The 24,487-nt window shown below is 39.4% G+C and carries 24 protein-coding genes; 5 read left to right on the top strand and 19 right to left on the bottom strand.

What is annotated here, in order from left to right; all coding sequences use genetic code 11:
* Positions 1–97: 97 nt before the first annotated feature.
* Positions 98–748 carry a glycosyltransferase gene (locus tag ACCB35_RS10655; RefSeq protein ID WP_374056836.1) on the top strand — a complete coding sequence of 217 codons (651 nt, stop codon included), beginning with the start codon at positions 98–100 and terminating at the stop codon, positions 746–748.
* Between the two features lie 51 nt (positions 749–799).
* On the opposite strand, the gene ACCB35_RS10650 is transcribed toward ACCB35_RS10655, so the two are convergent.
* The 4 genes from ACCB35_RS10650 to ACCB35_RS10635 form a co-directional block, all read right to left on the bottom strand.
* Complete coding sequence (locus tag ACCB35_RS10650) at positions 800–1,360, bottom strand: sugar O-acetyltransferase (RefSeq protein ID WP_374056835.1); 561 nt, start codon at positions 1,358–1,360, stop codon at positions 800–802.
* Between the two features lie 181 nt (positions 1,361–1,541).
* Positions 1,542–1,841 (bottom strand): VOC family protein, encoded by a 300-nt coding sequence (locus ACCB35_RS10645; protein ID WP_374056834.1) that lies wholly within the window; start codon positions 1,839–1,841, stop codon positions 1,542–1,544.
* A gap of 536 nt (positions 1,842–2,377) precedes the next feature.
* Positions 2,378–2,851 carry a GyrI-like domain-containing protein gene (locus ACCB35_RS10640; protein WP_374056833.1) on the bottom strand — a complete coding sequence of 158 codons (474 nt, stop codon included), beginning with the start codon at positions 2,849–2,851 and terminating at the stop codon, positions 2,378–2,380.
* A 14-nt stretch (positions 2,852–2,865) separates the two neighbouring features.
* Entirely contained in the window at positions 2,866–3,498 is a 633-nt protein-coding gene (locus ACCB35_RS10635) for an RNA polymerase sigma factor (protein WP_374056832.1), read from the bottom strand.
* 87 nt (positions 3,499–3,585) lie between these two features.
* Here ACCB35_RS10635 and ACCB35_RS10630 point away from each other — a divergent pair, with 87 nt between their 5' ends.
* On the top strand, positions 3,586–4,008 hold the full coding sequence (locus ACCB35_RS10630) for a VOC family protein (protein WP_374056831.1): 423 nt from the start codon (positions 3,586–3,588) through the stop codon (positions 4,006–4,008).
* Between the two features lie 44 nt (positions 4,009–4,052).
* Here ACCB35_RS10630 and ACCB35_RS10625 read toward each other — a convergent pair whose 3' ends face one another.
* Both ACCB35_RS10625 and ACCB35_RS10620 read right to left on the bottom strand, forming a co-directional pair.
* Positions 4,053–5,255, bottom strand: a complete 1,203-nt coding sequence (locus tag ACCB35_RS10625) for a M14 family zinc carboxypeptidase (RefSeq protein WP_374056830.1) — start codon at positions 5,253–5,255, stop codon at positions 4,053–4,055.
* 289 nt (positions 5,256–5,544) lie between these two features.
* Positions 5,545–6,429 (bottom strand): TetR/AcrR family transcriptional regulator, encoded by an 885-nt coding sequence (locus ACCB35_RS10620; RefSeq protein ID WP_374056829.1) that lies wholly within the window; start codon positions 6,427–6,429, stop codon positions 5,545–5,547.
* A 214-nt stretch (positions 6,430–6,643) separates the two neighbouring features.
* On the opposite strand from ACCB35_RS10620, the gene ACCB35_RS10615 reads away from it, so the two are divergent.
* The 3 genes from ACCB35_RS10615 to ACCB35_RS10605 all read left to right on the top strand — a co-directional run bounded on the left by ACCB35_RS10615 (position 6,644) and on the right by ACCB35_RS10605 (position 11,913).
* On the top strand, positions 6,644–9,703 hold the full coding sequence (locus tag ACCB35_RS10615; protein ID WP_374056828.1) for an efflux RND transporter permease subunit: 3,060 nt from the start codon (positions 6,644–6,646) through the stop codon (positions 9,701–9,703).
* A gap of 129 nt (positions 9,704–9,832) precedes the next feature.
* A complete protein-coding gene (locus tag ACCB35_RS10610; protein WP_374056827.1) occupies positions 9,833–11,284 on the top strand; it encodes an MDR family MFS transporter in 1,452 nt (483 codons plus the stop codon).
* Positions 11,285–11,418: 134 nt separating this feature from the next.
* Positions 11,419–11,913: a DinB family protein gene (locus ACCB35_RS10605; RefSeq protein ID WP_374056826.1), complete on the top strand. Its 495-nt coding sequence runs from the start codon at positions 11,419–11,421 to the stop codon at positions 11,911–11,913.
* A gap of 48 nt (positions 11,914–11,961) precedes the next feature.
* Here ACCB35_RS10605 and ACCB35_RS10600 read toward each other — a convergent pair whose 3' ends face one another.
* The 13 genes from ACCB35_RS10600 to ACCB35_RS10540 all read right to left on the bottom strand — a co-directional run bounded on the left by ACCB35_RS10600 (position 11,962) and on the right by ACCB35_RS10540 (position 24,425).
* Entirely contained in the window at positions 11,962–12,837 is an 876-nt protein-coding gene (locus ACCB35_RS10600) for a LysR family transcriptional regulator (protein WP_374056825.1), read from the bottom strand.
* 110 nt (positions 12,838–12,947) lie between these two features.
* Positions 12,948–13,241: a putative quinol monooxygenase gene (locus ACCB35_RS10595; protein ID WP_374056824.1), complete on the bottom strand. Its 294-nt coding sequence runs from the start codon at positions 13,239–13,241 to the stop codon at positions 12,948–12,950.
* Between the two features lie 65 nt (positions 13,242–13,306).
* The gene (locus ACCB35_RS10590) at positions 13,307–13,969 is read right to left on the bottom strand and encodes a type 1 glutamine amidotransferase domain-containing protein (RefSeq protein ID WP_374056823.1); all 663 of its coding nucleotides are present in this window, start codon (positions 13,967–13,969) and stop codon (positions 13,307–13,309) included.
* Between the two features lie 219 nt (positions 13,970–14,188).
* Positions 14,189–14,983, bottom strand: a complete 795-nt coding sequence (locus ACCB35_RS10585) for an ABC transporter permease subunit (protein WP_374056822.1) — start codon at positions 14,981–14,983, stop codon at positions 14,189–14,191.
* A 15-nt stretch (positions 14,984–14,998) separates the two neighbouring features.
* Positions 14,999–15,790 (bottom strand): ABC transporter permease subunit, encoded by a 792-nt coding sequence (locus ACCB35_RS10580; protein WP_374056821.1) that lies wholly within the window; start codon positions 15,788–15,790, stop codon positions 14,999–15,001.
* A 6-nt stretch (positions 15,791–15,796) separates the two neighbouring features.
* Positions 15,797–16,681 (bottom strand): ABC transporter ATP-binding protein, encoded by an 885-nt coding sequence (locus ACCB35_RS10575; RefSeq protein ID WP_374056820.1) that lies wholly within the window; start codon positions 16,679–16,681, stop codon positions 15,797–15,799.
* 20 nt (positions 16,682–16,701) lie between these two features.
* Complete coding sequence (locus ACCB35_RS10570) at positions 16,702–17,322, bottom strand: TetR/AcrR family transcriptional regulator (RefSeq protein WP_253275461.1); 621 nt, start codon at positions 17,320–17,322, stop codon at positions 16,702–16,704.
* Between the two features lie 234 nt (positions 17,323–17,556).
* Entirely contained in the window at positions 17,557–18,915 is a 1,359-nt protein-coding gene (gene mgtE, locus ACCB35_RS10565) for a magnesium transporter (RefSeq protein ID WP_374056819.1), read from the bottom strand.
* 120 nt (positions 18,916–19,035) lie between these two features.
* A complete protein-coding gene (locus ACCB35_RS10560; protein WP_374056818.1) occupies positions 19,036–20,154 on the bottom strand; it encodes an endospore germination permease in 1,119 nt (372 codons plus the stop codon).
* Positions 20,155–20,257: 103 nt separating this feature from the next.
* Entirely contained in the window at positions 20,258–21,358 is a 1,101-nt protein-coding gene (locus ACCB35_RS10555; RefSeq protein WP_374056817.1) for an endospore germination permease, read from the bottom strand.
* 20 nt (positions 21,359–21,378) lie between these two features.
* Positions 21,379–21,615, bottom strand: coding sequence for a hypothetical protein (locus ACCB35_RS10550; protein WP_044337190.1), 237 nt, complete (start codon positions 21,613–21,615; stop codon positions 21,379–21,381).
* Positions 21,616–21,620: 5 nt separating this feature from the next.
* Positions 21,621–22,823, bottom strand: coding sequence for a Ger(x)C family spore germination protein (locus tag ACCB35_RS10545; protein ID WP_374056816.1), 1,203 nt, complete (start codon positions 22,821–22,823; stop codon positions 21,621–21,623).
* A 21-nt stretch (positions 22,824–22,844) separates the two neighbouring features.
* On the bottom strand, positions 22,845–24,425 hold the full coding sequence (locus tag ACCB35_RS10540; protein WP_374056815.1) for a spore germination protein: 1,581 nt from the start codon (positions 24,423–24,425) through the stop codon (positions 22,845–22,847).
* Between the last annotated feature and the right edge of the window lie 62 nt (positions 24,426–24,487).

Genomic DNA, 24,487 nt, shown 5'->3' with positions numbered 1-24,487 from the left:
AGGACCGTCCCCTTATATTTAAATTTACATTTCATGAGTGATTGGGGAAAAGTAGTAAATAATAAAGAGGCGAATGCTAATGAATGGAGGAGTATTTATGAAAAAGATTGGATTTCTTGTGATGGTTGCGGTGATGACATTTTCGTACTTACCTGGGTTTGGTGCTTCAGTTGAAGCAAAGCAGGCTGAATGCGTGAGTGAAGCCAGCATGAAAGCAAAAGAAGACATGAGAATTTTGTGGAACGATCATGTGATTTATACCAGGAATTATATTATTAGTGCCGTCGATGGATTAAAGGATCAAGAAGTGGTTCTTGGAAGATTACTTCAAAATCAGAAAGACATCGGTAATGCAATTAAACCATATTATGGAGAAGAGGCTGGTAATCGGCTGGCTGACTTGCTAACGGAGCATATTGTATTGGCAGGAAAAATTGTTGATGCTGCTAAAAATGGAAAGCAAGCAGAGGTGGAGAAATTAAACAAAGAATGGTATCGAAATGCAGATGACATTGCAGAATTCTTGGCAAAAGCAAATCCTTACTGGTCGGAAAATGCTCTAAAAGATCTCTTATACACACATTTGCAATTCGTCACGGATGAAGCCGTCGCACGAATCAAAAAAGACTGGGAAGGAAATATTACAAGCTTTGATAAAGGGAAAGCACATATTCTTCACCTGTCCGATGCCCTATCAGGTGGAATTGTAAAGCAGTTTCCGGAGAAGTTTTCAAGGCAGCTGGGATAGATTGATCCCAGCTGCTTTACTCTTCCATGGAAATACGCTCTATCCCCTCACTTACAAGTCAATCTCCTTGATGATACGGGCAGGGTTTCCACCCACTATAACATTTGATGGGACATCCTTTGTCACAACAGCACCAGAAGCAATGACCACGTTATCACCTATGTTCACTCCGGGATTAATGATTGCTCCACCACCGATCCAGCAGTTGTCACCTATTTTGACAGGCTTCCCAAACTCCGGTCCTTTGTTTCGTTCAATCGGATTCACTGGATGAGTAGCTGTGTAAATATGTACACCTGGAGCGAGCATACAGTTTTTGCCGAAGCGGACTTCACAAACATCTAAAATCACACAGTTGAAATTAGCAAAGAAATGATTGCCGACGTGAATGTTATATCCATAATCGCATCTGAAGTCAGGTTCTAAATAAACGCTTTCTCCTGTAGATCCGAACAACTTTTTTATTGCGGCCACTCTTTCCCCGTCATCTTCTTCTGTCGTTTGATTAAGCATGCGCGTTAAATATCGTGCTTGTTTTCTCTCTTCCATTAATTGAGGATCCCATGGTTCGTAAAGTTCCCCATCGAGCATTTTTTGTTTTTCCGTTTTCATACATCTTCCTCCTTCGATTTGTTGTAAGATGATTATTTTCCTAGTTTACCTGTGTTCTATTGGGTTTTAAATGAATGTTTTCATATTCATCGGATTCTTCCTATTTCCTGAATCGCCTAACTTGTATTTTGATGACTCCGTGCAGGTGCAGTTAATCTAGTATTCTAACGGCGAATCAATTTCATAAACAATTCGCTAAACATGAATTTGACCATCTCATGTTAATCCAAAAAAAGAATATTAGCAATCCAACCATCATGCCTCTCTTCGATAAATTCAACTGCCGTGACACACCAAACCTGTCCTCAACCCAGACAGATTTCTCACCGAACTCAGATTCCTCCAAGGACATGAGCACACTCCCGCCTACAGATAATTTATCATACACACAATCGATTTCTTCTTCAGAATTACACAATACAAATAAAGACACGACATATGAAAATGGATGATCGTCCCGGTTAACATTATTGATTGCCATACAGTTATGTAGAATTTCGATTCATTTTGAGAAGGGTTTGTGGGTTGTTTTAGGTGAGGAGTGGGATAGTGAATGGTGGATGGTGGCATTGGAAAGACAGAATTGGGGTGAGAGTCGCATTTCTGATTGGGAAGTATAGCGGAAATCGCTCGTAAACGACATTTTCAAAGATTTTTTATGAAATTAATGTTTTTTGATGAGTTTTTTTGAGAAATAGTAGCTTGTTTTTAATCTATAAAGGTCTAATTGTTTGGTTTTAGCATCGTTTTTATCTTTTCAAGGTATACTCTTTACAGTTCACTGGTGTGAGAATTTAGATATCAGCGAATTTTTCATTTTATCAGCGATATTTCAATTTTATCAGCGAAACGAAAAGGGATATTCACCTCCACTACCCCCGTCCCTGCATCCCTTCCGACCTGTCAGAGAAGTTATTATTGCGTTCCAAAATTATTATCATCACTCCAAACAAAATCCCCTTTCCCACTCACATACAATCAAAAAAACCGACTCCACTATCAGAGTAAGCCATCCAATCACTTTAATTCAACTGTATCCAACAACTCTACTTCTACCTGTTCACCACTATCAAATCGATAAAATCTCTCTATGTGCCATAAATCTCTTCGTCTTGCATATCCGTTTAACTCAGTCCATTCATGCATGTCACGATATGCATCTCTTATTCCATGATTTGTCCCTTGATAAAAGGTACTTACATAGGTTTGGGAAGGAATCGTTAATGACACCATGCCAAGGGGGATAGCTTCAATCTTTTCCACTTCCACCCCTACCCAGTATCCATCCAGATCGGCAGTGGCATCCTCTGCTACAAACGCACCGAGTTGAACTTGCTTATCTACACTATGTTGAATCTCATCGACCCTTTCTCTCAATTTAGCAGCAGCTTTTGGAATCTCTATGATGTACTGGTCACCAGGACATACGACGCGAAAGCCTACTAAGTTCAATCCACCAATTTTTTTCACTTTTATGTTACGCGAACTCATATCATTATACCTCCTTAATTGATGATTTCTAACACATTTCCATCTGGATCAACCATATGGCAAAGGGTATTCACTGCGTTTCTCGATACATTATAATACTTGGTTTCTAGTAGGCGATAATACTGAAATAATCGTAAGGGATTTGATTCTTTGATGGAGTTTGTTATTTCACGAAGGATCTTTTTATCTGAATTTTCATAAGGTACACCCTTCACTATTCTATTCCTGGCTCGGTGAAGAGCGGTTTTCACGGATGTATCGCTGATCCGGAGCATTGAGGCAATTTCTTTAGATGAGAAGCCAAAAACGTCTTTCAATGTGAGAAGCATAGCTTGCTTAAGAGGTAAAGCTGTAAATAGACATTCCAACAGAGCGTCATATTCGAGAAAATCTTTTGATTGAAAATGATACTCCTGATTGAATAAAACAAGCCCGTAACCCTTTCTTTTTCCATCAATAAAAAGGTTTTTGGCGATGGTATAAAGAAAGGACATGGATACGTCCCGTCCGGGTTCTGATTTCTTCAATTTGTATGCTCTCAAAAGAGTCTCCTGAACAAGGTCTTCTGCCTCTGGAGTAGAACCAGAGAGCTTAACACAATACTTATAAAGTTTTAGAATCGTAGTTTCCAAGTCTTCGAAAATCACAATTTAAGTCCTTTCAAAAAAATTTATAAACATATGTAACTTTTATTCTAGTATAATCGTTATACCAATGAATTCCAAATAGAAGGAGTGAATGTTTTGTTTAAAGTGGGTAGTGTATTTATTCCGGTGACTGACATGGAGAAATCCATGAAATGGTACGAAAAGCATTTAGGTGTGAGAAAGATCGATACTTGGGATGGGGGTGCAGGATTTTATTTCCCTAACAGTGACACACAATTAGGATTGGTCCAAGTGGACTCCCCTCAGCCTACTGAATTTGTCATCAGTGGGAAAAGGAAAAATGTGTACTTTAATTTTTTGGTAGAGGACATTGAAGAGGTTCATAAAGAGCTAAAGAACGCCGGAATTGTTACTTCTGAAATTGAAGACTTTGGAGGAATGAAAGGGTTTGAATTCTTCGATCTGGATAATAATCCATTTAGCGTAGTGGATGAAGTTGAAGATTCTCCTTTCCACCGCGACCAGGTAAGAAAATCCCAGAATAAATAGAAGGTAAGAAGCTGACTCCCATGATTGGAGTCAGCTTCTTTTAATTATAAACCAGGTCTATATGCCGTTTCTGGAATATCTTCATACTCTTCTGGATTGAGGTCATCTATGCTGTCATTAGCCACACCGCTGATAATTGCATTTAATCCCGTCTCAACTGCTTTCACTAATTGACCTTTTTTCTTTTGTCCCAGAGTCCATGTTTGCCCTCTGACTTCGAACAGCACAGTACCGCTTCCATTTAGGGCGAATGAGCCAAGGGCTGTCCCAGGAAGATCTAGGTCTTGCTGATACAGGGTAATGTTATTAAACGGTGAATTACCAATGGATTGTAAGGCATTATACGCTGCAACATTTAACTGCCTTGAATAATCATATCGATAGTTATCAGCGTACTCAGCATAATCACTTCCTTCAGGTGAACTTGGATCTGGAACAAACTGTCCGGATAGGGACATTGTTACAATATCATCCGTCCCCTCCACGTAATATTGACCTTGATGATGCAAGTCAATAAATGTATCTACATTCCCAAATTCCTCTCTCAAGCTCTTATAAACATCTCTAACTGTCTGGGATTCAGGTGTAATATACCAACCAGGTTGATCTGAGCTCCCGGGAAAATCAGCAGGTTGAGCGGTATAATTCAAATCCGGATTAAAGTCACGGTTTACGTCAAATCCAGGGCGTTCACTATAATCAACATCTTGAAGAGTCCTAGTGTAATAATTCCAGGAGGGCGTAGTTTCTGCTAATGATGGAAACTTTTCCACTACCTCACTCCATGTCATATCATTCGCACGTCGATTCAATTCACTTGCGTCAGGATTCATCATAGGGAGAACGACTAGTGTAATTTCTTCCCGAATGTTCTGTGCCTCTGGTGAATTACTCGACCCGAGGTACTGAAGTATATTCAGAAGAGCTTCCGTTCCTGTTTTTTCATTCCCGTGGATTTCACTTTGAATCATCACTACGCGGTCTCCGGTTCCCACCCTTGCTTTATATATCTCTAATCCATTATGTGAACGACCTGCCACATCCAGCGCTACTCTTCCTTGGCTTGTCTGTGCAATTTTCTGTAAAGTCTTCGTTAATTCTGCATGATCAGTAAAACCGGAGATTGGTAAATTTGCCCGATCATTTGTTAAATTTCCATTTGGTGAACTGGACGCTAAGCTTGTTGATACCATGCTGGTACAAAGAAGAATAGCCGCTAAACCTGAGACTACTTTTTTCTTTTTCATAAATATATTCCCTCCCAAATTGTTTCGGTACCCTAAACAGTTTCTGTTTTTACATTAGGATCACCTTCAATATTACGTAAAACAGGAAATATTAAGGAGAAGGAATATGGACATATATGTCTAAAGGTGTAGAATATTCAGAAAATAACAACTTGATTATAAGTCTATTTATCTATCAAGGTGTGCTCATTTTTAACGATGAAACAGGGTATATAAAAATACTGGCCCCCTTCCCTCACTTCTGGACACACTACTTTCAAAGACAATGTCAAACAAAAAGACTCCTTCCCTATTCACTTTCGGGAAGGAGTTGCATCTCTAACTCTAAAGCTTCTTTTTTTAAATCCTCTTCATCGGTCATCAATCTGAATAATCCTCTTATAATCAACTCATCTTGATTTGATTGGCGGCATTCTTCTGAGATCCGATTGGCAATGTTCATGTAATACTTTACACGGTTTTCACTCAACCCATTTATCTTTTCATACAAACTCTTCCAAGCGTTCTCCCTCTCTTCAAATGAAATGAAGGCTCCTTCCCGGTCCATGCTAACGGAAAATGATTTCATTATCTCATCATCCAACAATGGCTTGCTCTTTCCTTCAAGAAAGTCTCCAGCAAGGAGAGAAATCTGTCGCACTAAATGTTTCCCGAGAATTGAAGGGTCCAGGGCATCTTCAGTAGAAATCAAAAGCATCATATACGATGAATAGATGGATTGGGTCATCCACATGAGGTCCCATTTGTACGGCCAGATCTTTTCACCAAATACTTCTAATAGATTATGCTCGAGCCAACTAAATAACCGTCCCCTCATACGGTGTTCCATCGCTGCCAATTTCTCACTGTTCTTCGCGGACTCTCCCCGCATGTGCATTTTCATATACGACTTATATTCAAGTATCCCTTCAAATTGCACTTGAAATTGTTTTGCGAATCGCTCAAAGGGTGGTAAATTCCCATCCAGTCCGACGACGAAAGCGCGTTCGAAGACAAGTTGTTGATAATGTTCATAAATCGATATGATTAAATCTTCTTTTGATTGAAAAAATGAGTATAGGGAGCCCTTTGAAATACCGACACTATCAGCGATTTGCTGCATGGACGTTTGATTGTATCCGTTTTCTGCAAAAAGCTCTACGGCTGATTCAAGTATTGATTTACGTTTATCCATTTTTCACACCTCTATATCCAAAGAAAAATTCATTCTATCATTTTAACCATACTCCCCAAAAAATAGAAGAGCATTATTTCTTGACTACAGAAAAAATATAGGTAAAATGACTAGTGAGTCAACCAAACAAACCACTGTTTTAACAGTGAATAATCAAATTAATAAAAAATCATTTGACCCATGAGTCAAATATTTTCAAAGGAGGAAAACATCTATGTTAAAGGCTATATTAAACCGTTCCAAAATCACACTGGTTTTTGTCTTATTATTTGTGATTATCGGTATTTTCACTTTTCTACAATTACCACAGCGAGAAATACCTGAAACAAGCGTGAACATTGGAACGGTCAGCACCGTTTATCCTGGTGCAACCGTTGACTCAGTTGAGAGGACAGTAACAAATCCCATCGAATCTTCTCTGCAGTCCATTGATGGAATTAAAGAAATCAGTTCCTCCTCTTCAGCCGGTTTCTCTACTATTATTGTAGAGGTTGAAGATGGAGAAAACAAAAAAGAAGTGTTTGGAGATGTACGTCAAGCGGTTTCAGATGCTTCCACCTCTTTTCCTGACGAGGTATTCGACCCTGAAATTAACGAATCCACGGTAAAAATGCCGATTGTTTCGTATCACCTTACAAGTGATAATGAAGAATCGCTTCTCGCTCTCCGTGAAGAATTGAACCGTTGGCAGGAAGAAGTAAAGGAAATCACTGGTGTCTCCAGTGTAACAGTAAAAGGATTACCCGAAGAAGAAATTGTGATCGAATTAAAACAGGATGAACTAAAAGCGTCCCGACTCAATCCTTCCAGTGTTATGAGTGCGATTAATGATGAATACTATCCTACTCCACTTGGAAAGCAAGAAGTGGATGACGAAGTCGTTCAATTAACTGTTGATCATTACTCGACTCTTGACGAAATGAACGAACTTTTTGTTGGCAAGAACCCTCAAGGAGAATCGGTCTATCTACAAGATATCGCCAACATTAAAGTTGCGCCTAAAGAAGTAAAAGATATCGTCACGTTTGAAGGAAAGCCTTCCCTCTCCTTTACAGCATTTGTTCAGGCAGGGGAAGATATCCCTTCAGTAGATGAGAAAGTAAGCGACAAAGTGGATGAACTGGCAAAGTCTCTCCCTTCTGAAGTGAATCTTGAACCGTATTACTCTCAAGCATCAATTGTAACAGACATTTTTGATGGATTATTCATGTCCCTTGCGATTTCCGTTGTAGCGGTTATTTTGACAACGGCATTGGGACTTACCGTTTCTGGAGCATTCGTAGTAGCGTTAGCGGTTCCGATTTCAGTGTTGATGGGGTTGATTCCACTGCCATTTTCCGGTGTGGACCTTAACCAGATCTCCGTCATCGGTGCCATTATAGCACTCGGTATCCTAGTGGATGACTCTATTGTTGTGAATGACAATATTCAACGGAGATATAAGCTCGGTGACGGGGCCATGATGGGTGCGGTTAACGGTGTAAAAGAGATATGGGTATCGATCGTGACCTCTTCTCTCGCCATTGTATTCACCTTCCTGCCGCTTATTTTCTTATCAGGTGGAAACGGAGCGTTCATTAGAGCATTGCCAACTGTTCTGATTACGACTATCATCGCATCAACAGTTGTTGCATTGATCTTTGTTCCGATCATGAGATACCTGCTATACAGTAAAACAAAGAAAAAAGTATCTGATGCTCCTGGTATACTAGGAAAGCCATTGAATAAGCTCGCTGATTTTTATGCTGACAATGTATTGAAAAAGTTCTCAAGAAGACCTTTCGTGGTATCTGCCATCGGCCTGGTCTTCACAACCGCCATATTCGGCCTGATTGCCCTTACACCATTTGAATTCTTCCCGTCAGCTGACCGTGAAGAAGTAACGATTGATGTAACGTTACCAATCGGTACAACGATTGAAGAAACAGCGAGCACGTTAGAAGACATGGAACAACTGTTAAAAACAGACGAAGGTGTATATGAAACATCAGCGTTTGCAGGTACAGGATTACCTAACTTATTTAACAGTTCTCTTTCGAATTCCGGACAAAACACAGGTCAATTGGTCGCTAGAGTCGATCGTGAAAACCAAACGGCCCAAGGCCTGATTGACGAGTGGACCGATAAACTGAGGGAAGAATATCCTGATGCCAAGATTTTCATGGAAACCATTCAGCAAGGACCTCCGGCAGGGGCCCCTGTTACAGTGACAGTATCTGGTCCTGAGATGGATCAATTAATTCAACTTCGTGATACGATTTCATCTGAAATTGAAAAACTGGAAACGGATCTAGTCGTTGATAATGTTGGAGAAATGGAGCCAACGATTGAATATGTTCCAAACCGTCAGCTTCTTGAGGAAAATGGTATTACAATCAATCAGATCAGCCAACAACTGAGACTGGCTACAGAAGGCATTCCTATGAAAGCCTTTGATAATGGTGTCACGAAACGTGATATGACACTGGTTTTGGAAGGAAATGCTGAAGAAGTCGACCTGTCTTCACTAGAGGTTCCCGCTGAAACAGCCAATCCCGCTGGACCACCGAAACTGATCTCACTTGATGAGCTGGTGACTCCTGAGAAAAAAGAAGAACTTCAACTCATTCCTCATAAAGACGGAGAGCGTGCAATTACAATTCGTGCTTTCCCTGAGAATGAAGAGAACTATAAAGAAAATGTCCAGGATATCGTGAAAGATATACGAGAAAACCTTGACGACAACAATTATTCGATTACATTAGGTGGAGAGAATGAAGCTCAGAATGACTTCTTTGCGGAAATTACAGTCCTATTTACAATCGTCATTTTCCTTGTGTATCTAGTGATTGCACTTCAATTTAATTCATTATCACTTCCATTCTTAGTTCTTGTCGCGGTTTATCTTGCCATTGCAGGTGCGATTCTCGGGTTATTCGTTACTCAAACCCCGATTAGCTTCCTGGGTGTCATGGGAATGGTGTCATTAACCGGGATTGTTGTGAGGAATTCTGTCGTGTTAATTGAGTTTATTGAACAAGGATTGAAAAATGGTATGGGCGTGAAAGAAGCTGTCGTGGAATCAGGACGGACCCGAATTCGTCCAATTCTACTGACAGCACTAACGTCGATTGTGGCACTTATTCCTGTTGCAGTCAGCGGAGATGCCCTTTTCACACCACTTGCTGTTACCATTATTTCAGGTATCCTGTTCTCGGCTGTATTAACTCTGGTCATAGTTCCGATGATGTATCTTGTCTTCCACCGTTTTAGAAGGAGAAAGCGCGAAGCATAAGAATGATTTAGAGGGGTGTCCATGTGACACCCCTCTTTTCCTTGGTAAACGGAACAATTCTCTTGAGAAATCATTCAAAATCAAGCATTATTGAAAAGTATTTTATTTTAACCTTAATGGAGGAACAACATGTCATCAAAAATCAATACAAAAGCGATCCTCATAACTTTTATGATCGGTGCTTTTTTTGCCATATTAAATGAAACGTTGTTAAATATCGCCCTAACTGAATTAATGGCAGTATTTAACGTTGATGCTCCCACGGTTCAATGGTTAGCAACAGGTTTCATGCTCGTCATGGGTGTGCTGATGCCTATCTCCGCACTGCTTATTCAATGGTTTACGACTCGTCAAATGTTTATCGGTGTGATGAGTGTGTTTCTTCTCGGCACGGTGATTGCCGCATGTGCCATGAATTTCCCTATGTTACTGGCCGGGCGGATGATTCAGGCGGTTGGGACCGGTTTACTCATTCCTGTCATCATGAATGCCTTGTTATTAATTTATCGACCGGAAGTCCGTGGTAAAATCATGGGTACGTTCGGACTGGTCATAATGTTTGCACCAGCGATCGGACCGACTCTTTCTGGTGTGATCGTCGACTTGTTGGGGTGGAGATGGTTATTCATTACGGTCATTCCCTTCGCCGTGTTCTCTATTTTATTCGCTCTAAAATATCTACAGAATGTCGGCGAGATCACTCGTCCCAGTGTAGATATCTTGTCCATAATCCTTTCTTCAATTGGTATTGGAGGAATTGTTTACGGGTTTAGTTCGGCGGGGGAAGAAACTGCCGGCTTTACGTCCCTGAAAATTATCGTGATTATTTCAATTGCGGTTATAAGCTTGATATTATTCGTCTTACGTCAGTTAAAGCTTGATGAACCTCTTCTCGATGTTCGTGTTTTCCGATATAAAAGCTATACGAGAGGAGTATCGATCTTTGTCATTGTCATCATGGCTATGTTTGCATCTGAAATCGTCATGCCCATGTACTTACAAGGTCCACTCGGATATTCTGCAAAAGCAGCCGGATTATTATTACTTCCCGGAGCCCTCTTAAATGGTCTGATGTCTCCAACAATGGGATCGTTATTTGATAAATACGGCCCTAGAAAACTGATCATTCCAGGAACCTTAACCTTAGTAGGGGTAATGATTTTCTTTAGCACAATTAATCCTTCTACACCGATCTGGTTATTCGTTCTTTTCTATATGGTTCTGATGCTATCCATTTCAGCCATCATGATGCCTGCACAAACGAATGGTTTAAATGAACTACCAAAGCATCTATATCCTCATGGAACCGCCATTGCAAACACACTGCAGCCAGTCGCGGGAGCTCTTGGTGTTTCGATCTTTGTCAGTATCATGACTCAAAGTCAGGCTGGGTATATTGAAGAGCGCTCGGGTGAGTTAACAGAAGGACTCTTAAACAATGCCATGACCTATGGTGTACACCACGCTTATTGGTTTGCTCTTGCCTTGGCTTCTGTCGCTTTCCTTATTTCTTTATTTATCCGGAAAGCTGTTGCTCCTGATTTTGATGAAGAAGGGGAAAAGGCTGGAAGAGATAGTTAACATTACGTATACCAATTACGTTGTTACCTGAAAAGCTCAGATTTCTGAGCTATTTTTCAAAAGTTGTATTACTGTACGTCCATCTTCCTCAAGAGTAAAATAGATCTTGAAACCACCCATGAGGAGGAACTTATATGGATAAAGAGATCAAACTAATTGAGGACATCCGTGCTGACCTAATGAATAAAGTCAGCGATTTAACCAATGATGATTTAAACAAAAGAATTGAAGAAGATCGATGGACAATCATGCAAGTGCTCGATCACCTGTACCTAATGGAAAGATCGTTGACGAAAGCGATTCAATCAACGTTAGCTAAAGGTGAAGATCAGGAAGTATCTTCAAAGCCGATCCACTATACCGTAGACCGATCAACGAAAGTAGATGCTCCTCCGTTTGTGGTTCCTACTGATGAAAGTCTTACACTTCAAGAAATGAAGGAGAAGCTTGAAGCGTCACGAAAAGATCTTCTAACATTTCTAGATACAACAAATAAAGAAGCTCTACAAAAAAAAGCATATCCTCATCCTATTTTCGGACTTATCCGTTTAGATGAGTGGGTACCATTTATTGGGTATCACGAGAAAAGGCATTTGGAGCAGATTGAAGAAATAAAGGCAAAATTATAATTCTACTCGAAAAAGGATCTTTTCCAAAGTGAAAAAGATCCTTTTTCATTACCCTCCTCCTTTTAATCTCTTGACTATACCTTCTATTACCGGATTACTCCGATGCTCGATCTTATATGCAGCATAAATCGTATTATTAACTGAAAGATCAGGGAACATTACCTTTGACCTCTTTGCCTCCAGGCTATCTTTTATTAAATATGTTGGAAGAATGCTCACTCCCATACCGTTTTCGATCGCTTCTAGAATCGTTCTAAGATCCGGTACAATGTGAATCGGTGGCACTTCAGGTCTCTTACCGAAATGTTCTCTCCAATATCTTCTGACAATCGGCAGCTCGACTCCATAGCTTAACCACTTTTGTTCCACTAGCCACCCTTCAATATCTGAAATTTCTAATGCACTTGAAGTATACGCGGGCGGTGTGACAACAACAAATTCCTCTTCTACTAACTTGATATACTCAATCGAAGATGTATTCAGCTTTTGAGTTGTAATGATAATGTCGAGTTCATCTTTCTCGAGCTTCTCCAATAATAATCCGCTGGTACCAAATTGAACGACAAAGCGAATGTCCGCTTCCTTCAACTGAGGGATGGCTGCTTTCGTGAAGTATTCAGCAGGGGAACCAAACCGAACGATGGGTGCAAGGGACGTTTTAGAAGAAGCGTGTCTGATCTCAATGGTCGCGCTTTCTAGGCTCTCAATGAGAGGCACAATTTTCGTATATAATTCTTTCCCCTTATGTGTGGGAATCATTTTACGAGGTGCACGGATAAATAGTGGTTCACCCACTTCAGACTCCAATGCCGATAGATGCTGGCTCATCGCTGGCTGAGTCAAAATACGTGCTTTCGCTGCAGCAGATACGGATCGATGCTTATAAATACTAATAAAACTGCGATACCATTCAAAATCGATCATATGGACCTTTCCCTTCGATAAAATTTATTTATCCTCACCAAATTCTTTTTTCAGTATATCTATACCAGAATATATTTCAAAGCACCGCCCAAGAAAGGACGGTGCTCATTTTATAAATCTACTTTCTGCAGCCGACACACTTCTCGTTTCTCAACCAGCGTTTCTGTGTTTTGTCGATAACGATTGTAATGCTCAGAATCAGTATGAGATGCGAGTGCTTCTTCACTCCCCCATGTTTCATAAAAAACAAAGGTCCCTTTATTTCCTAATGATTGATGCAGCGAATATTCGATGCATCCCTTTTCCCGGCGAGAAGGTGTTATCACTTGGATTAATTCTTGATAAAGTTGCTCTTCCCTACCAGGCTTTGCCGTCAGGATCGCGGTAATCGTAATTGGTGACATATCAGCCCTCCTGCCAATCATTATTCTGCTTACGAATTATTGTGAAATGAATGAACCCAAACCTATTAGCTTAATTTCTTTACAACTTCTTTCGCTACACTCACTGTCGATTGTGGGTTTTGGCCAGTGATTAAGTTTCCGTCCACTTGCAGATGATCCGTCCAATTTGCAGCAGCAACAAAGTATGCTCCAAGCTCGCGCATGCGTGTTTCCAATAGGAAAGGCATAAAGCGATCTAATGTCGTCTCTCTTTCCTCTTCATCTGTAAAAGCTGTAACTGCTTTTCCTGCTATTAATGGCGTTCCATCTGATAATCTCACTCCCACAAGTCCAGCCGGTCCATGACATACAGCCGCTACCACTTTATCACCTTCATATAATTCCCGAATAATTTCTTGAAGTTTTAAATTATCCGGCAGATCAAACATTGTTCCATGTCCACCTGGTAAGAAAATCGCATCGAATTGAGAATGATCTTTGATATCATCAAGCTTCACTGTGTTTTCCAGATGCCTCGCTGTGTCTAAAATGTCTTGTGGGGTTTCACCCTCTAAGCTGCGGGAATCAACCGGTGCTTGTCCACCCAGTGGACTTGCGACTGTAATGGAATAACCTAAACGAGCAAATTCTACATATGCTTCACCAAATTCCGATAACCAAAGTCCCGTTTTGTGATCCTCATTCATCTTGTCAGCCGTTGTAACGACCATTAATATATTTTTACTCATTATTCATTCCTCCAAATTTGTATTTGTTCAACTTACGAATTTAATTGTAATGGGGTCTGATGTATAATACAAATTAGTTAATTTGGTTATTAGTATAAATATATTTATAGTTGTATTCAAAGAGCTTTTACACTTGGAGGCTTTCCTGTGACGTTGCCGCTACGTCCTTTTCAGACTAAATAGAAAAACCCATCCTTTTAAATAAGGATGAGCATTTTCCTACACATTCAAATCCCGCTTATTATAAAACACAAAAGTAGATACCGCCAGAACACCGATCAAAACAACTGAAATCCAAACAAATATCATTTCCAAACCACCATCCATCACAGTCTTCGCTTCAAAGTATTTGAATGGAGTGAGGTATTTCAAGTCTTCTATTTTTTCACTCAGGTCGATGGCAAAAGAAAGAATAAAGGTTGCTAATAAAACACCTGTCGCCAATGTAGCGGCTTTTCCAGGCCTTTTAGTCAAAGCTGCAATCGCTGTTCCAATTACTAGAAATAGTATCTGTAAAATAAACATTCCAATCATGGTGATTCCGATATCCCTGATGATGGACTCTCCTTGGCTATAGTTTCCTACTATTAGTAAAGAGGCAGACCAAGTGATGATCGAAAGAATTCCAACTTGCGTGAGAGCAGCCAACAATTTAATCCCTATTATTTTCTTCCTGGGCATGGGTTTTACGAATAGAAACTCTACTGTTTTATCCCTTTCTTCCTTTGAAATGATTGTTGCACCAATCATTGCTGCATGGATAGTTGATAGCAACAACACATACAGAAAGAGCACTCCATAAAACCCACTGGCCGTAGACATATCGAGACTGCCTACGCCTAGAAATGCTTGGAGTGATTTAGGCATTTCAGCCATTAGCTCATTCATTGATTGACCTGAAGAAGAGAATCCTGCAAACTTCCCCATTCCCGAACCGATCAAGGCTACCATCCCTATACACCAGATGATGAGGGATTTACGGTGAGCCTTCATTTCTCTTATATATACGTTCATCTTGTTCCCCTCCTCTTATACGGTATGGATATCTTTTTTGTTGTAAATAACAAAGCTTCCGATAAGTGAGAGTACGATCAAGAACATCCCTAAGATCAGGAATGACCATTCATATCCCTCATGGATCATAATGTAGCTATAGTCAAAGTACTTAAATGGAGAAAAATAACGAGTTGCCTCCTCAGCAGTTGCAACCATACCAGTTAGAAAAAAGGCAAATACGACACCGAGTGATATGGTGATTACCGATTTCACCTTCGGAAATACAACGCTAATGATGATTCCAATGGAAAACATAATCAATTGGGTGAATAATAGTGTTAGAGAAATCAGCAAGAAAACATGCAGACTAAAATTCCCCACTTTTACCACGTTCGCCACAATGATTGCTGCAATCACATACACGATATTTGTAAAAAGCAGAGATGTTAAAGCTGCGAGAATTTTAGAAGATAAAATCTTCGTACGGGTAACCGGTTTGGTCAATAAAAAATCAGCTGTCTTTTCACGTATTTCCTTCGAGCTGATTGAAATCCCAAGATTCATGGCTTGAATCGCACCGCATAGAGTGATGTACAAAAATACATACGAATAATAACCATTTAGAGAGCCGATACTGTCCACCTGAATACCTAACGCTTTTCTCACTCCCTCTGGGAATCCTTCCAGGAGCTTCTTGAATTCATCAATTTCTTTCGATATAGAAGGAAACATCGACATAAACAGGATCACTAACACAACGAGTGCACCTGTCCAGATAAACGTTGACTTTCGATAAGCCTTTAATTCATATAAAAAAATATTCATAGAGGATCAAGCCTCCTTTTCATAGTAGTGCATAAAGATTTCCTCTAAATCCGGCTCCTCGATCCAAAGATTCGCAATTTGGATATCGGCAATCTTCTTCATCACCGAGTTAATATCCCCTCTGAACAGGAAGCTGACATGATTTTGATTCACTTCGAGATTGCTCACACCTTCCATCTCGAAGTAGGATTGATCTATATCTCTTTTCATTTCGAGTTTGAATTTTTTATGATTGTTCTCTTTTAACGTACTGATTTTTTCGACTTGAACGATTTTTCCTTCTTTAATGATCGCTACTCGATCGCATAATCGCTGAACTTCACTCAATATATGAGAAGAAAATAGAATGGTCGCTCCCTTCTTATTTTCAGCTTGAAGCAATTCGAAGAATTTTTGCTGCATTAACGGATCAAGTCCCGATGTTGGTTCATCCAGGATAATGAGCTTCGGTTCATGCAGCAACCCTTGAATGATTCCCACTTTCTTTTTGTTTCCAAGAGAGAGGTCGTCAATCTTCTTCGTTAAATCCAAGTTCAGCACTTCGGCTAATTCTTTAATCCTTTTCATGCAGTCTTTCTTGTAGAAGCTGGCAGAATACTTAAGAAGATCCATCACCTTCATATTGTCGTAATAGAACACTTCAGATGGTAGGTATCCTACTTCTTTCGCAATTTCTGGAGCGAACTCAATACAATCCTTTCCGAATATTTCCGCACTGCCGCTCGTCGGATGAATCAGCGAAAGGAGGGTTCGGATCGTCGTTGATTTCCCTGCCCCGTTAGGCCCGATAAAGCCAAAGATTTCCCCTTCTTTCACTTGGAAACTGACGTCCGTAATCCCCCTCGACTTTCCATACGTTTTCGTTAATTCTTTGATTTCAATCACATTCATGGATCTCATCCTCCCTTTTCCTATTTATAGAATGATGCCTTCAATAATTCAATATAGGAATCAATTTCAGCCAGCACGTCTTCTTGATTGATGTCTTCTACGGAAAGTGTCTTTGCTTTTTGCTGTTGTTGATTGGCAATCCCTTCAAAGGTCCAATAGATGATTTGAATCGCTTTTTTTACATTGACCCCTTCCTTGAATTTCGATGTATCCAAATTGGAGAATAATTTTGCAAAGCTGTTCTCCACCATCTTGGCTTTAATCTGCTCGATATCATCTTTCACTTCCGGTGCTTCTTCGAGAAATGCACTAGTAAGAAAATTTATAAGATGGGGATAAACGGTAAAAAGCTCGAACTTTATTAACGTTACTGCACGAATCGTAACGAAAATATCGCGCTCGTTCCAGTCAATACGTTCGTAAATCTTCTCAGTGAATAAGTCGGATAGATGTTCATACAGTGAAACATACAAATCCTTTTTGCTATTAAAATAATGAAATAAGATTCCCTTTGAAATCTTTGCTTCCTTCACTATTGCGTTCGTTGAGGCATTTTGGTAACCATTCTTTGCAAAAACTTGAGTTGCTGCATTAATGATCCTTTCTTCTTTCTCAGGATCTATGTTCAATGTTTTAAACAATATTTTCTCATCCTCCTTTAAGGGGACAGGCATTTGACCACATTGGTCAATTTCATTATAGCTTTTTTGACCAGTGTGGTCAATGTTATTTTTGTATAATAGTGGCACAACCCAAAACGGATATTTGAAGAATTTGGGTAATGAATCTCCTCAAATAGAAAAAGGCTCATGATTTCTGAGCATTTTGTAATCGTCTCGAGCTGATTCTTGATGGATTTAAAACTAATTGGAGGATCACATTAACCTCGTTATAAACATGGAAGCAATCCCAAAATAGATCATAAGAGACAAGATATCATTGATGGTAGTGATTAAAGGACCAGAAGCAACGGCAGGGTCAACATTAAGCTTGTATAGGATGAGTGGAATAATTGTCCCTGCCAATGTGCCAATAATCAGAGTGATGAGTAATGAGCTCCCTACTACTAGCCCTAATATGAAATTTCCTTGCCATACAAATGCAATGATGGCAATCATCACTGCACATGTCACTCCAATGATGATGCCAACCGACAACTCACGAAAAATCAGTTTCATTACTTGTGGAAAGTCCAAGTCGTTTGAAACCAGACCCCTTACGACTACAGCAAGTGATTGAGTTCCGGTGTTACCCGTCATACCGGCAATCATGGGCATAAAGAAAGCGAGTGCCACGACTTGCTCTAGTGTTGCTGAAAACATATTAATGATACTTCCTGATACCAGTCCAATAAATAACAACAAAATCAACCACGGCAATCGACGATAGGCGGCTATAAATGGTTTTGTATTGAAGTCAATCGCTTTTCCTGAAGCTGACAACTTTTCAATGTCTTCATTTGCTTCTCGAATGACGACATCGATAATGTCGTCAACGGTAATGACACCAGCCAATTTCCCATTTTCCTCAACAACCGGAATTGTAATGAAATCATACCTACTAATCAATTTAGCTACTTCTTCCTGATCAGTATACACATCTACTTTTACCACTCTGCTGTACATAATCGTTTCAATTTTATCCTGCAGTTCCCCGAGTAACAAATCCTTGTAGGAAATAACGCCAATTAGTTTCTTTTCCTCATCGATCACATAAAGGTAGTTTAGATATTCAGCCAACTCGGCAAAATCCTTCAGTTTATCAACCGCCTCACGGACTGTATAATTCTTCGGTATCCATACATAGCGGTTGTTCATCATTCTACCGGCCGTTTCTGGTGGGTAATTCATTAAATTCATAACGACTTGAGATTCCTCTTGATTCATTTCTGACAAGAGTTCTTCAATCTTCTCAGGTTTTAAATCTGTTAATAATGTGGCCAGATTATCGTTTTCCATTAAGTCCAGGACTTTGGTTGACTTTTCAATCCCCAGCTTTTGCAACACCACTAACTGATTTTCTTTATCAATTTCCTGAATGAATTCAGTTAATTGCTCCAACGGTAAGAATAATAGGAATTTGTTTTGGTGTTTAGATGGCACATTTATGTATTGCTGAGCTATGTCATAAGGCTGCAATTCTTCAATTATTTCAAGAAACACAGTTTTTTTACCGTCTTTAAGACTTTGAATAATGGCCAGTGTTATTTCGTTTTCAGTCATAGCCAACGTCATATGCTCACTCCTTACTATAGAGTCCATTATTATTTCACATGCAGTCCTTAATGTTTTTGTACATGAAAAAACTTATATTTGCACTGTCTATAGTATTTTTCTATATTGCTATTAGTAGCATTACAAAGAATGATTCCTTTGTTTGAATAATTTTTTCACTACGATTATAAGAAATAGCAATAAAGGAATGTACACTTGAAATGGCATATGTACGTATAACGGAACAATTTTCAGACCTATTTGTAGATGCTGTGTAAACCCTTCAGCCATAAAAACCGAGCTTGAAAGAAGAGCTGTACCAGTTAGCAATAGATAGAACTTTTTCTTCTTGATTCGAAACAATCTCTCAAACCCGTACATACCTGCAAAAAAGAAAAGGGTGATTTTAAAGTAGACACCTATTATGAAAATCCCCAGTGCGATCGGATCTAAGCGTTGAATGATTTCGGCGATATTGACTTTCTCTATCGCTTCCATGAGTGGAAATTCTGTGCTTTTCCCTATAGAGGGTCCAAGTATACTTAAGATAACGCTCATGGTTACGATTAGTACGATACCACTGAATATTACCGCAAAAAGCCCTGTCTTCAATACCTTTTCCTGTCTATTCATGAATGGGAAGATCATCGTAAACACAATAAGTTCTCCAAAAGGAAAAGTTAAGGTTAAGGGAAAGGCTGTTTTCAGAACAGGTTTCCATCCCTTTTCGAGTACAGGCTGAAGGTGTTCAATTTGCGGGAGGCGGTCGATAAATACAAAGATAAAGAACAATGAAGCAAGGATCGTTAAAATAATAAAAAATATATTGCCTGATCTCGCAATGACTTCGATCCCTAAGTAGTAAGCGTAAACCACCAAAAGCACCATTAGTAAATTGACAACCACTAATGGTGTTTGGCTAAGCGTGGTTGTGATGAGAAGGTCACCAAAATCCCGCAATACCCTTCCTGCAATATAGAAAAAATAAAGAATATACATAAAAGCAATGACTTTTCCAAGGGCTTTCCCTGCCACCTTTTCCGCATATTCTGTTAATGGAAGATTGGGATACTGTTTAAAAAGGTACCCATACAAAAGGAAAAGAACGATTCCACCTACCATGGCCAATAGAATCACCAACCATGCATCCTGATTTGCATCAAATCCTAGTCCGACGATGATTGAACTCCCTAATTCAAACAAGAAAATCAATACGAACAACTGGGTTGAATTTATTTTGTATGTTGTGATACGACGCACCTCCCTTCCAACTCTGTGAAAAATCAGAACCAAAAAAACTTATTGATAAATATTCGTGCGGATGGTTTGATCAGCAGCCTTATCATTAATGCTGGAATTCTTATTAATAGCCTTCCTTTACAGTTTTTTTTCGCAGGAATGCAACAATCAGGAGAAACAAAGGAAGCAATAAACCAAATGTGCTGTCATAAAACGGCCAGTATTTTGAAATCGCATCATTAAAATAGGCTGCATTTGGAGAGATGACGAGAGAGAGTACTGTGACTATCAGACCCATGGGATAAATGAGTATCCTGGGTTCCTTTATTCTGACAATTTGGGCTAATGCTAAGTTCAAAATATAAAAATAGAAGGTTATTTTATAATAAGTGGTTAAAATCCACATCACAGCTAATATCACTTCTATCCTTTCCAAAAAGTCACCGATCTTGATTGACTTAGCTAAGGCAAATGTAGGATAAAATGATCTTTGTGTTAAGTCGTAGCCTAATACTAGAATCGTCAAAGCAATGATTATGACCAGTACAAGCCCACCGCATAAAGAGCCTATAAGAAAGCTTTTTCTGATTTTTTGTTGGTGCTTTACATAAGGGAGTATCATTAAAAATACAACCAATTCCATATAAGGAAAGGCCACCACTGTAATGGCTCCGTTGATGACAGGTTTTATCCCCCCCTCTAGTATGGGCTCAACATTCTTCCATTCGATTAAGGGAATAAGGGCTATTACAAATACAAAAAAAAGAATGGTAAAAATAAAGAAAAAAATTTCTCCTGATCTCGCAATCACTTCGATACCCAGCCGTGCCCCCATGATGATAATGACTACAAATAACAAGTGAACCATTACTACAGGTGTATTAGTCATGATATGTGTTGTGGTAAAATCCCCGATCTCCCTTATATGTGCAGCAATAGATAACAGGGGGTAAAATAGAAAGAGAATTGAAATAACAATTCCAGGCCACTTCCCAAGGATTTTTTCGTTGTATTCCACTAATGTTAGATGAGGATATAATTTCCCAACCGTTCCAAGTAAATAGACGACAAATAAACCAATCAATAACCCGAGAATACCGGATAACCAGGCATCCTGTTTGGCTAAAGAGGCTGGTATGGCCGGCAATACCAGAATAGAATCCCCAATGGTAATGAGGGTAACAAGTATAGTAAATTGAGGAAGATCTATTCTTATGTTATTCAAAACGATTCACACCTCGTCTACTATGATTTTAACAACGACATGAGCAAATCACTGAGAGGTTTATATACAATGATCAGTACATCCATTGGATTTGGTATACTGGCTTTCAAGCCTCTCGCTATGCTTAATCCTACTCCTATAACGAATAGAATGGAGAATACCCATAGCTCTCTTTTATCTTTATTTCTTAATAGGGAAGGTACTTCAGCCACGAATATGAGGATAGCTATAATAATAAGTCCAAGGGTTACCCACATTATGGTCACTCCTTCATTTCAGGTAAAAATGAATTTCCTATCTTACCTAAACGGCGAATTTTTATATTCGCCTTCACATTCACTTTTAGATCAGAGAAGTGTTTTTCATTCCAATTCTTTTTTAACTTCTTCCATGATTCAGGGTCTTCCCGGTGGATGACATCCCCGAATCCGAAAATATCGACTCCGTAATCCTCCTGAACGGTTTTGATTGTTTCTTGAGTAAGTTGGACAAAACTTTCTTCTGCTTGCTTCTCTAACTCATAGATGGTTTTTGGTTTCGTTAAGTCAATGTCACATTTCACTTCCCCTATATTTCCTTCTGCCTCGATAGAAACGTCAATTTTGGGTGTTCCATTTTCTACCTTCCCTTTCACTTTCGTTTTTGACTTAATAACTTCTAAATTAAATTCACCTTCACTTGGACACTGAACATTTGAGACGGTATTCTTCACGTTATCCACTAAGACGTTATACCCTCTGCTCTGCTCCTGATTTAACCACCCTAACATACGATCTTTCTTGAATACCGCTATTCCTGAATATTTCAAATAGGATGCAGGGTCAATCTGTTCAATGTTCTGAACGTTATCCCCAATAGAAGGATCACCTTTAATCTCAATACCTGTCAGTACAGGACTCTTTCCTTCTGTCACCAAGCTCCGGATAAGTTCATGTAAGGTAACCGAGGTTGTTGGTGCCCATGTCTTCTCTGAGGTCTCCAGGGAAGACAGCATATTGTTTGCAGGTATTTTCTCAATTGTAGTTAACATAGATAATATATTCTCGGCAGTCGTTTCTTTGGCAATGACGATAAAGAAATCTGTCCGATATTCATGATCCCTTGCGTAAAAATCCAACACTTTCCCTATTCCTTCTTTGGCCAACTCTTCCCCGATGACAAGAATTCGTAGATGAGAATGATAAATTTTCCTCGGACTGACGGTCGTTATTTCCCTCATTGCTTCAAATACGGTTTCTTCAGTTCCTGTGAAAAGGGTGACGGGTATACCAGAACTACCACCTGCTTTTAAAGCAACCTCACTCGGAATAACGATTTGGGTAGATACTTTGTATTGATCATCCTCTTTATCGATGCCCTGGCCGACACTAATGGCGAGTTCATTTAACTCAACACGGTTCCAACAACCTGTAGTAAAAAGAATCAAGAAACAAATGTAAAGGAGAGTTATTGTATTCCTAATCATCTAACAACCTCCATCTATCTATTATTGATTATCTGGCGGGGTTGGAGATGGACTATCTTCACGATTCACATTTTGCTTGTTCATTAAATGTGGTCGTGAAACCAATCCCCAGTGAGGGAACCTAAACAGGGAATCTTTCTGATCTTCAACATTGAACGGTCCGAACGGACTCATATAAGGAATGCCGAACGAGCGTAAACTGCATAAATGGAGTATCATTGCAATAAAAGCAGCGGTAATACCGAAAATACCAAATGATGCAGCCAGCCCCATAAATATAAAACGGATCATCCTAATTGAAATACCCATATTGTTAGACGGGACCACGAAACTTGCGATAGCTGTAATAGATACTACAATGACCATAGCAGCAGACACAATTCCCGCTTCTACGGCTGCTGTTCCAATGACTAATGTGCCAACAATTGAGACGGCTTGCCCGATTGCTCTCGGCATCCTTATGCCGCCTTCCCTTAATATTTCAAACGTCACCTCCATTATTAGTGCTTCGACAAAAGCAGGAAATGGAACACCTTCACGCTGAGATGCCAGACTGATAAGGAGTGGGGTAGGGATCATTTCATGATGAAACGTAGTAACGGCAATAAAAATTGACGGAGCTAATAAAGCAATAAAAAAGCTGATTAAACGAAGAAAACGTATGAGGGTACTAAAATCCCACCTTTGATAATAGTCTTCAGCAGCCTGGAAAAACTGGGTGAATAATGAAGGGACCACTAAAACAAAGGGAGTACCATTTACCAGGATGGCTACACGCCCTTCCAATAGGCAAGCAGCAACTACGTCGGGGCGTTCTGTGTTATATATTGTAGGGAATGGAGAAAATGTCTTATCTTCAATGAGCTCCTCAATATAACCACTTTCTAAAATCCCATCAATCTCTATTCGATCAAGACGCTCCCTTACCTCTTCCAGTACTTTGTCATTGACGATCCCTTTAATATACATAACAGATACCTGCGTTTTAGTGACTTTCCCGATCTTCTTCGACTCTATCCAAAGATTTGGATCATTGATTTTTCGTCTTATCAAAGCTGTATTCGTCCGTAACGACTCGGTAAACGCTTCCCTTGGACCTCTAACGACCGTTTCCTGAGTAGCTTCTGATATCTCCCTGTCTTTTCCTCCGCTTAAATCAATAGTGAGTCCTCTCGTAAATTCATTCATTAATACGATGACGTGCCCAGAAAAGAGAGCGGAATATAATGAGTCAAAGTCATTTATATCTTGAATATTTCCAACAGCAACAACAGAGTCTCTCAAACAATCCAATAATTCCATCCCGGAATGACCATTTTTTTCATAATTAAAATCGATCATGAGAGATTCTAAGATAAAATCATTGATTGATTTTGTATCAACAATTCCATCCGTATAAATGATTCCTGCATTAATACTTCTTTCTTTTCCTATTTTAATTTTCCTTATGACTACATCATCACTATTACCAATTGCTTTTGAGATGGACTTTAGATTTTCTTCTAAGTTTGGATGTAGTTGGTCCACTTTTGAGGAATCCTTGTTTTCATCATGAGTTGTGGAGGTCGAATCTGTCTTATCTTTTTTAAAACGGCTTTGCATGAATTACACCTGACTTTATGTACAAATTTTTATTATTTGTCACATTCATTCCAACTAATTGA

Source organism: Rossellomorea sp. FM04394, assembly GCF_041889765.1.
Taxonomy (GTDB): domain Bacteria; phylum Bacillota; class Bacilli; order Bacillales; family Bacillaceae_B; genus Rossellomorea; species Rossellomorea aquimaris_B.
This window is presented reverse-complemented; position numbering and strand designations above follow the sequence as displayed.

Bases quoted from the DNA above. Each gene is read 5' to 3' on its own strand.
- ACCB35_RS10605 (WP_374056826.1), top strand. From the start codon at position 11,419: ATGGATAAAGAGATCAAACTAATTGAGGACATCCGTGCTGACCTAATG.
- ACCB35_RS10645 (WP_374056834.1), bottom strand. From the start codon at position 1,841: ATGGCAATCAATAATGTTAACCGGGACGATCATCCATTTTCATATGTC.
- ACCB35_RS10600 (WP_374056825.1), bottom strand. From the start codon at position 12,837: ATGATCGATTTTGAATGGTATCGCAGTTTTATTAGTATTTATAAGCAT.
- ACCB35_RS10575 (WP_374056820.1), bottom strand. From the start codon at position 16,681: ATGAATGTGATTGAAATCAAAGAATTAACGAAAACGTATGGAAAGTCG.
- ACCB35_RS10585 (WP_374056822.1), bottom strand. From the start codon at position 14,983: ATGAACGTATATATAAGAGAAATGAAGGCTCACCGTAAATCCCTCATC.
- ACCB35_RS10655 (WP_374056836.1), top strand. From the start codon at position 98: ATGAAAAAGATTGGATTTCTTGTGATGGTTGCGGTGATGACATTTTCG.
- ACCB35_RS10590 (WP_374056823.1), bottom strand. From the start codon at position 13,969: ATGAGTAAAAATATATTAATGGTCGTTACAACGGCTGACAAGATGAAT.
- ACCB35_RS10545 (WP_374056816.1), bottom strand. From the start codon at position 22,823: ATGATTAGGAATACAATAACTCTCCTTTACATTTGTTTCTTGATTCTT.
- ACCB35_RS10625 (WP_374056830.1), bottom strand. From the start codon at position 5,255: ATGAAAAAGAAAAAAGTAGTCTCAGGTTTAGCGGCTATTCTTCTTTGT.
- ACCB35_RS10650 (WP_374056835.1), bottom strand. From the start codon at position 1,360: ATGAAAACGGAAAAACAAAAAATGCTCGATGGGGAACTTTACGAACCA.
- ACCB35_RS10550 (WP_044337190.1), bottom strand. From the start codon at position 21,615: ATGTGGGTAACCCTTGGACTTATTATTATAGCTATCCTCATATTCGTG.
- ACCB35_RS10620 (WP_374056829.1), bottom strand. From the start codon at position 6,429: ATGGATAAACGTAAATCAATACTTGAATCAGCCGTAGAGCTTTTTGCA.
- ACCB35_RS10595 (WP_374056824.1), bottom strand. From the start codon at position 13,241: ATGTCACCAATTACGATTACCGCGATCCTGACGGCAAAGCCTGGTAGG.
- mgtE (WP_374056819.1), bottom strand. From the start codon at position 18,915: ATGACGTTGGCTATGACTGAAAACGAAATAACACTGGCCATTATTCAA.
- ACCB35_RS10540 (WP_374056815.1), bottom strand. From the start codon at position 24,425: ATGCAAAGCCGTTTTAAAAAAGATAAGACAGATTCGACCTCCACAACT.
- ACCB35_RS10610 (WP_374056827.1), top strand. From the start codon at position 9,833: ATGTCATCAAAAATCAATACAAAAGCGATCCTCATAACTTTTATGATC.
- ACCB35_RS10580 (WP_374056821.1), bottom strand. From the start codon at position 15,790: ATGAATATTTTTTTATATGAATTAAAGGCTTATCGAAAGTCAACGTTT.
- ACCB35_RS10615 (WP_374056828.1), top strand. From the start codon at position 6,644: ATGTTAAAGGCTATATTAAACCGTTCCAAAATCACACTGGTTTTTGTC.
- ACCB35_RS10640 (WP_374056833.1), bottom strand. From the start codon at position 2,851: ATGAGTTCGCGTAACATAAAAGTGAAAAAAATTGGTGGATTGAACTTA.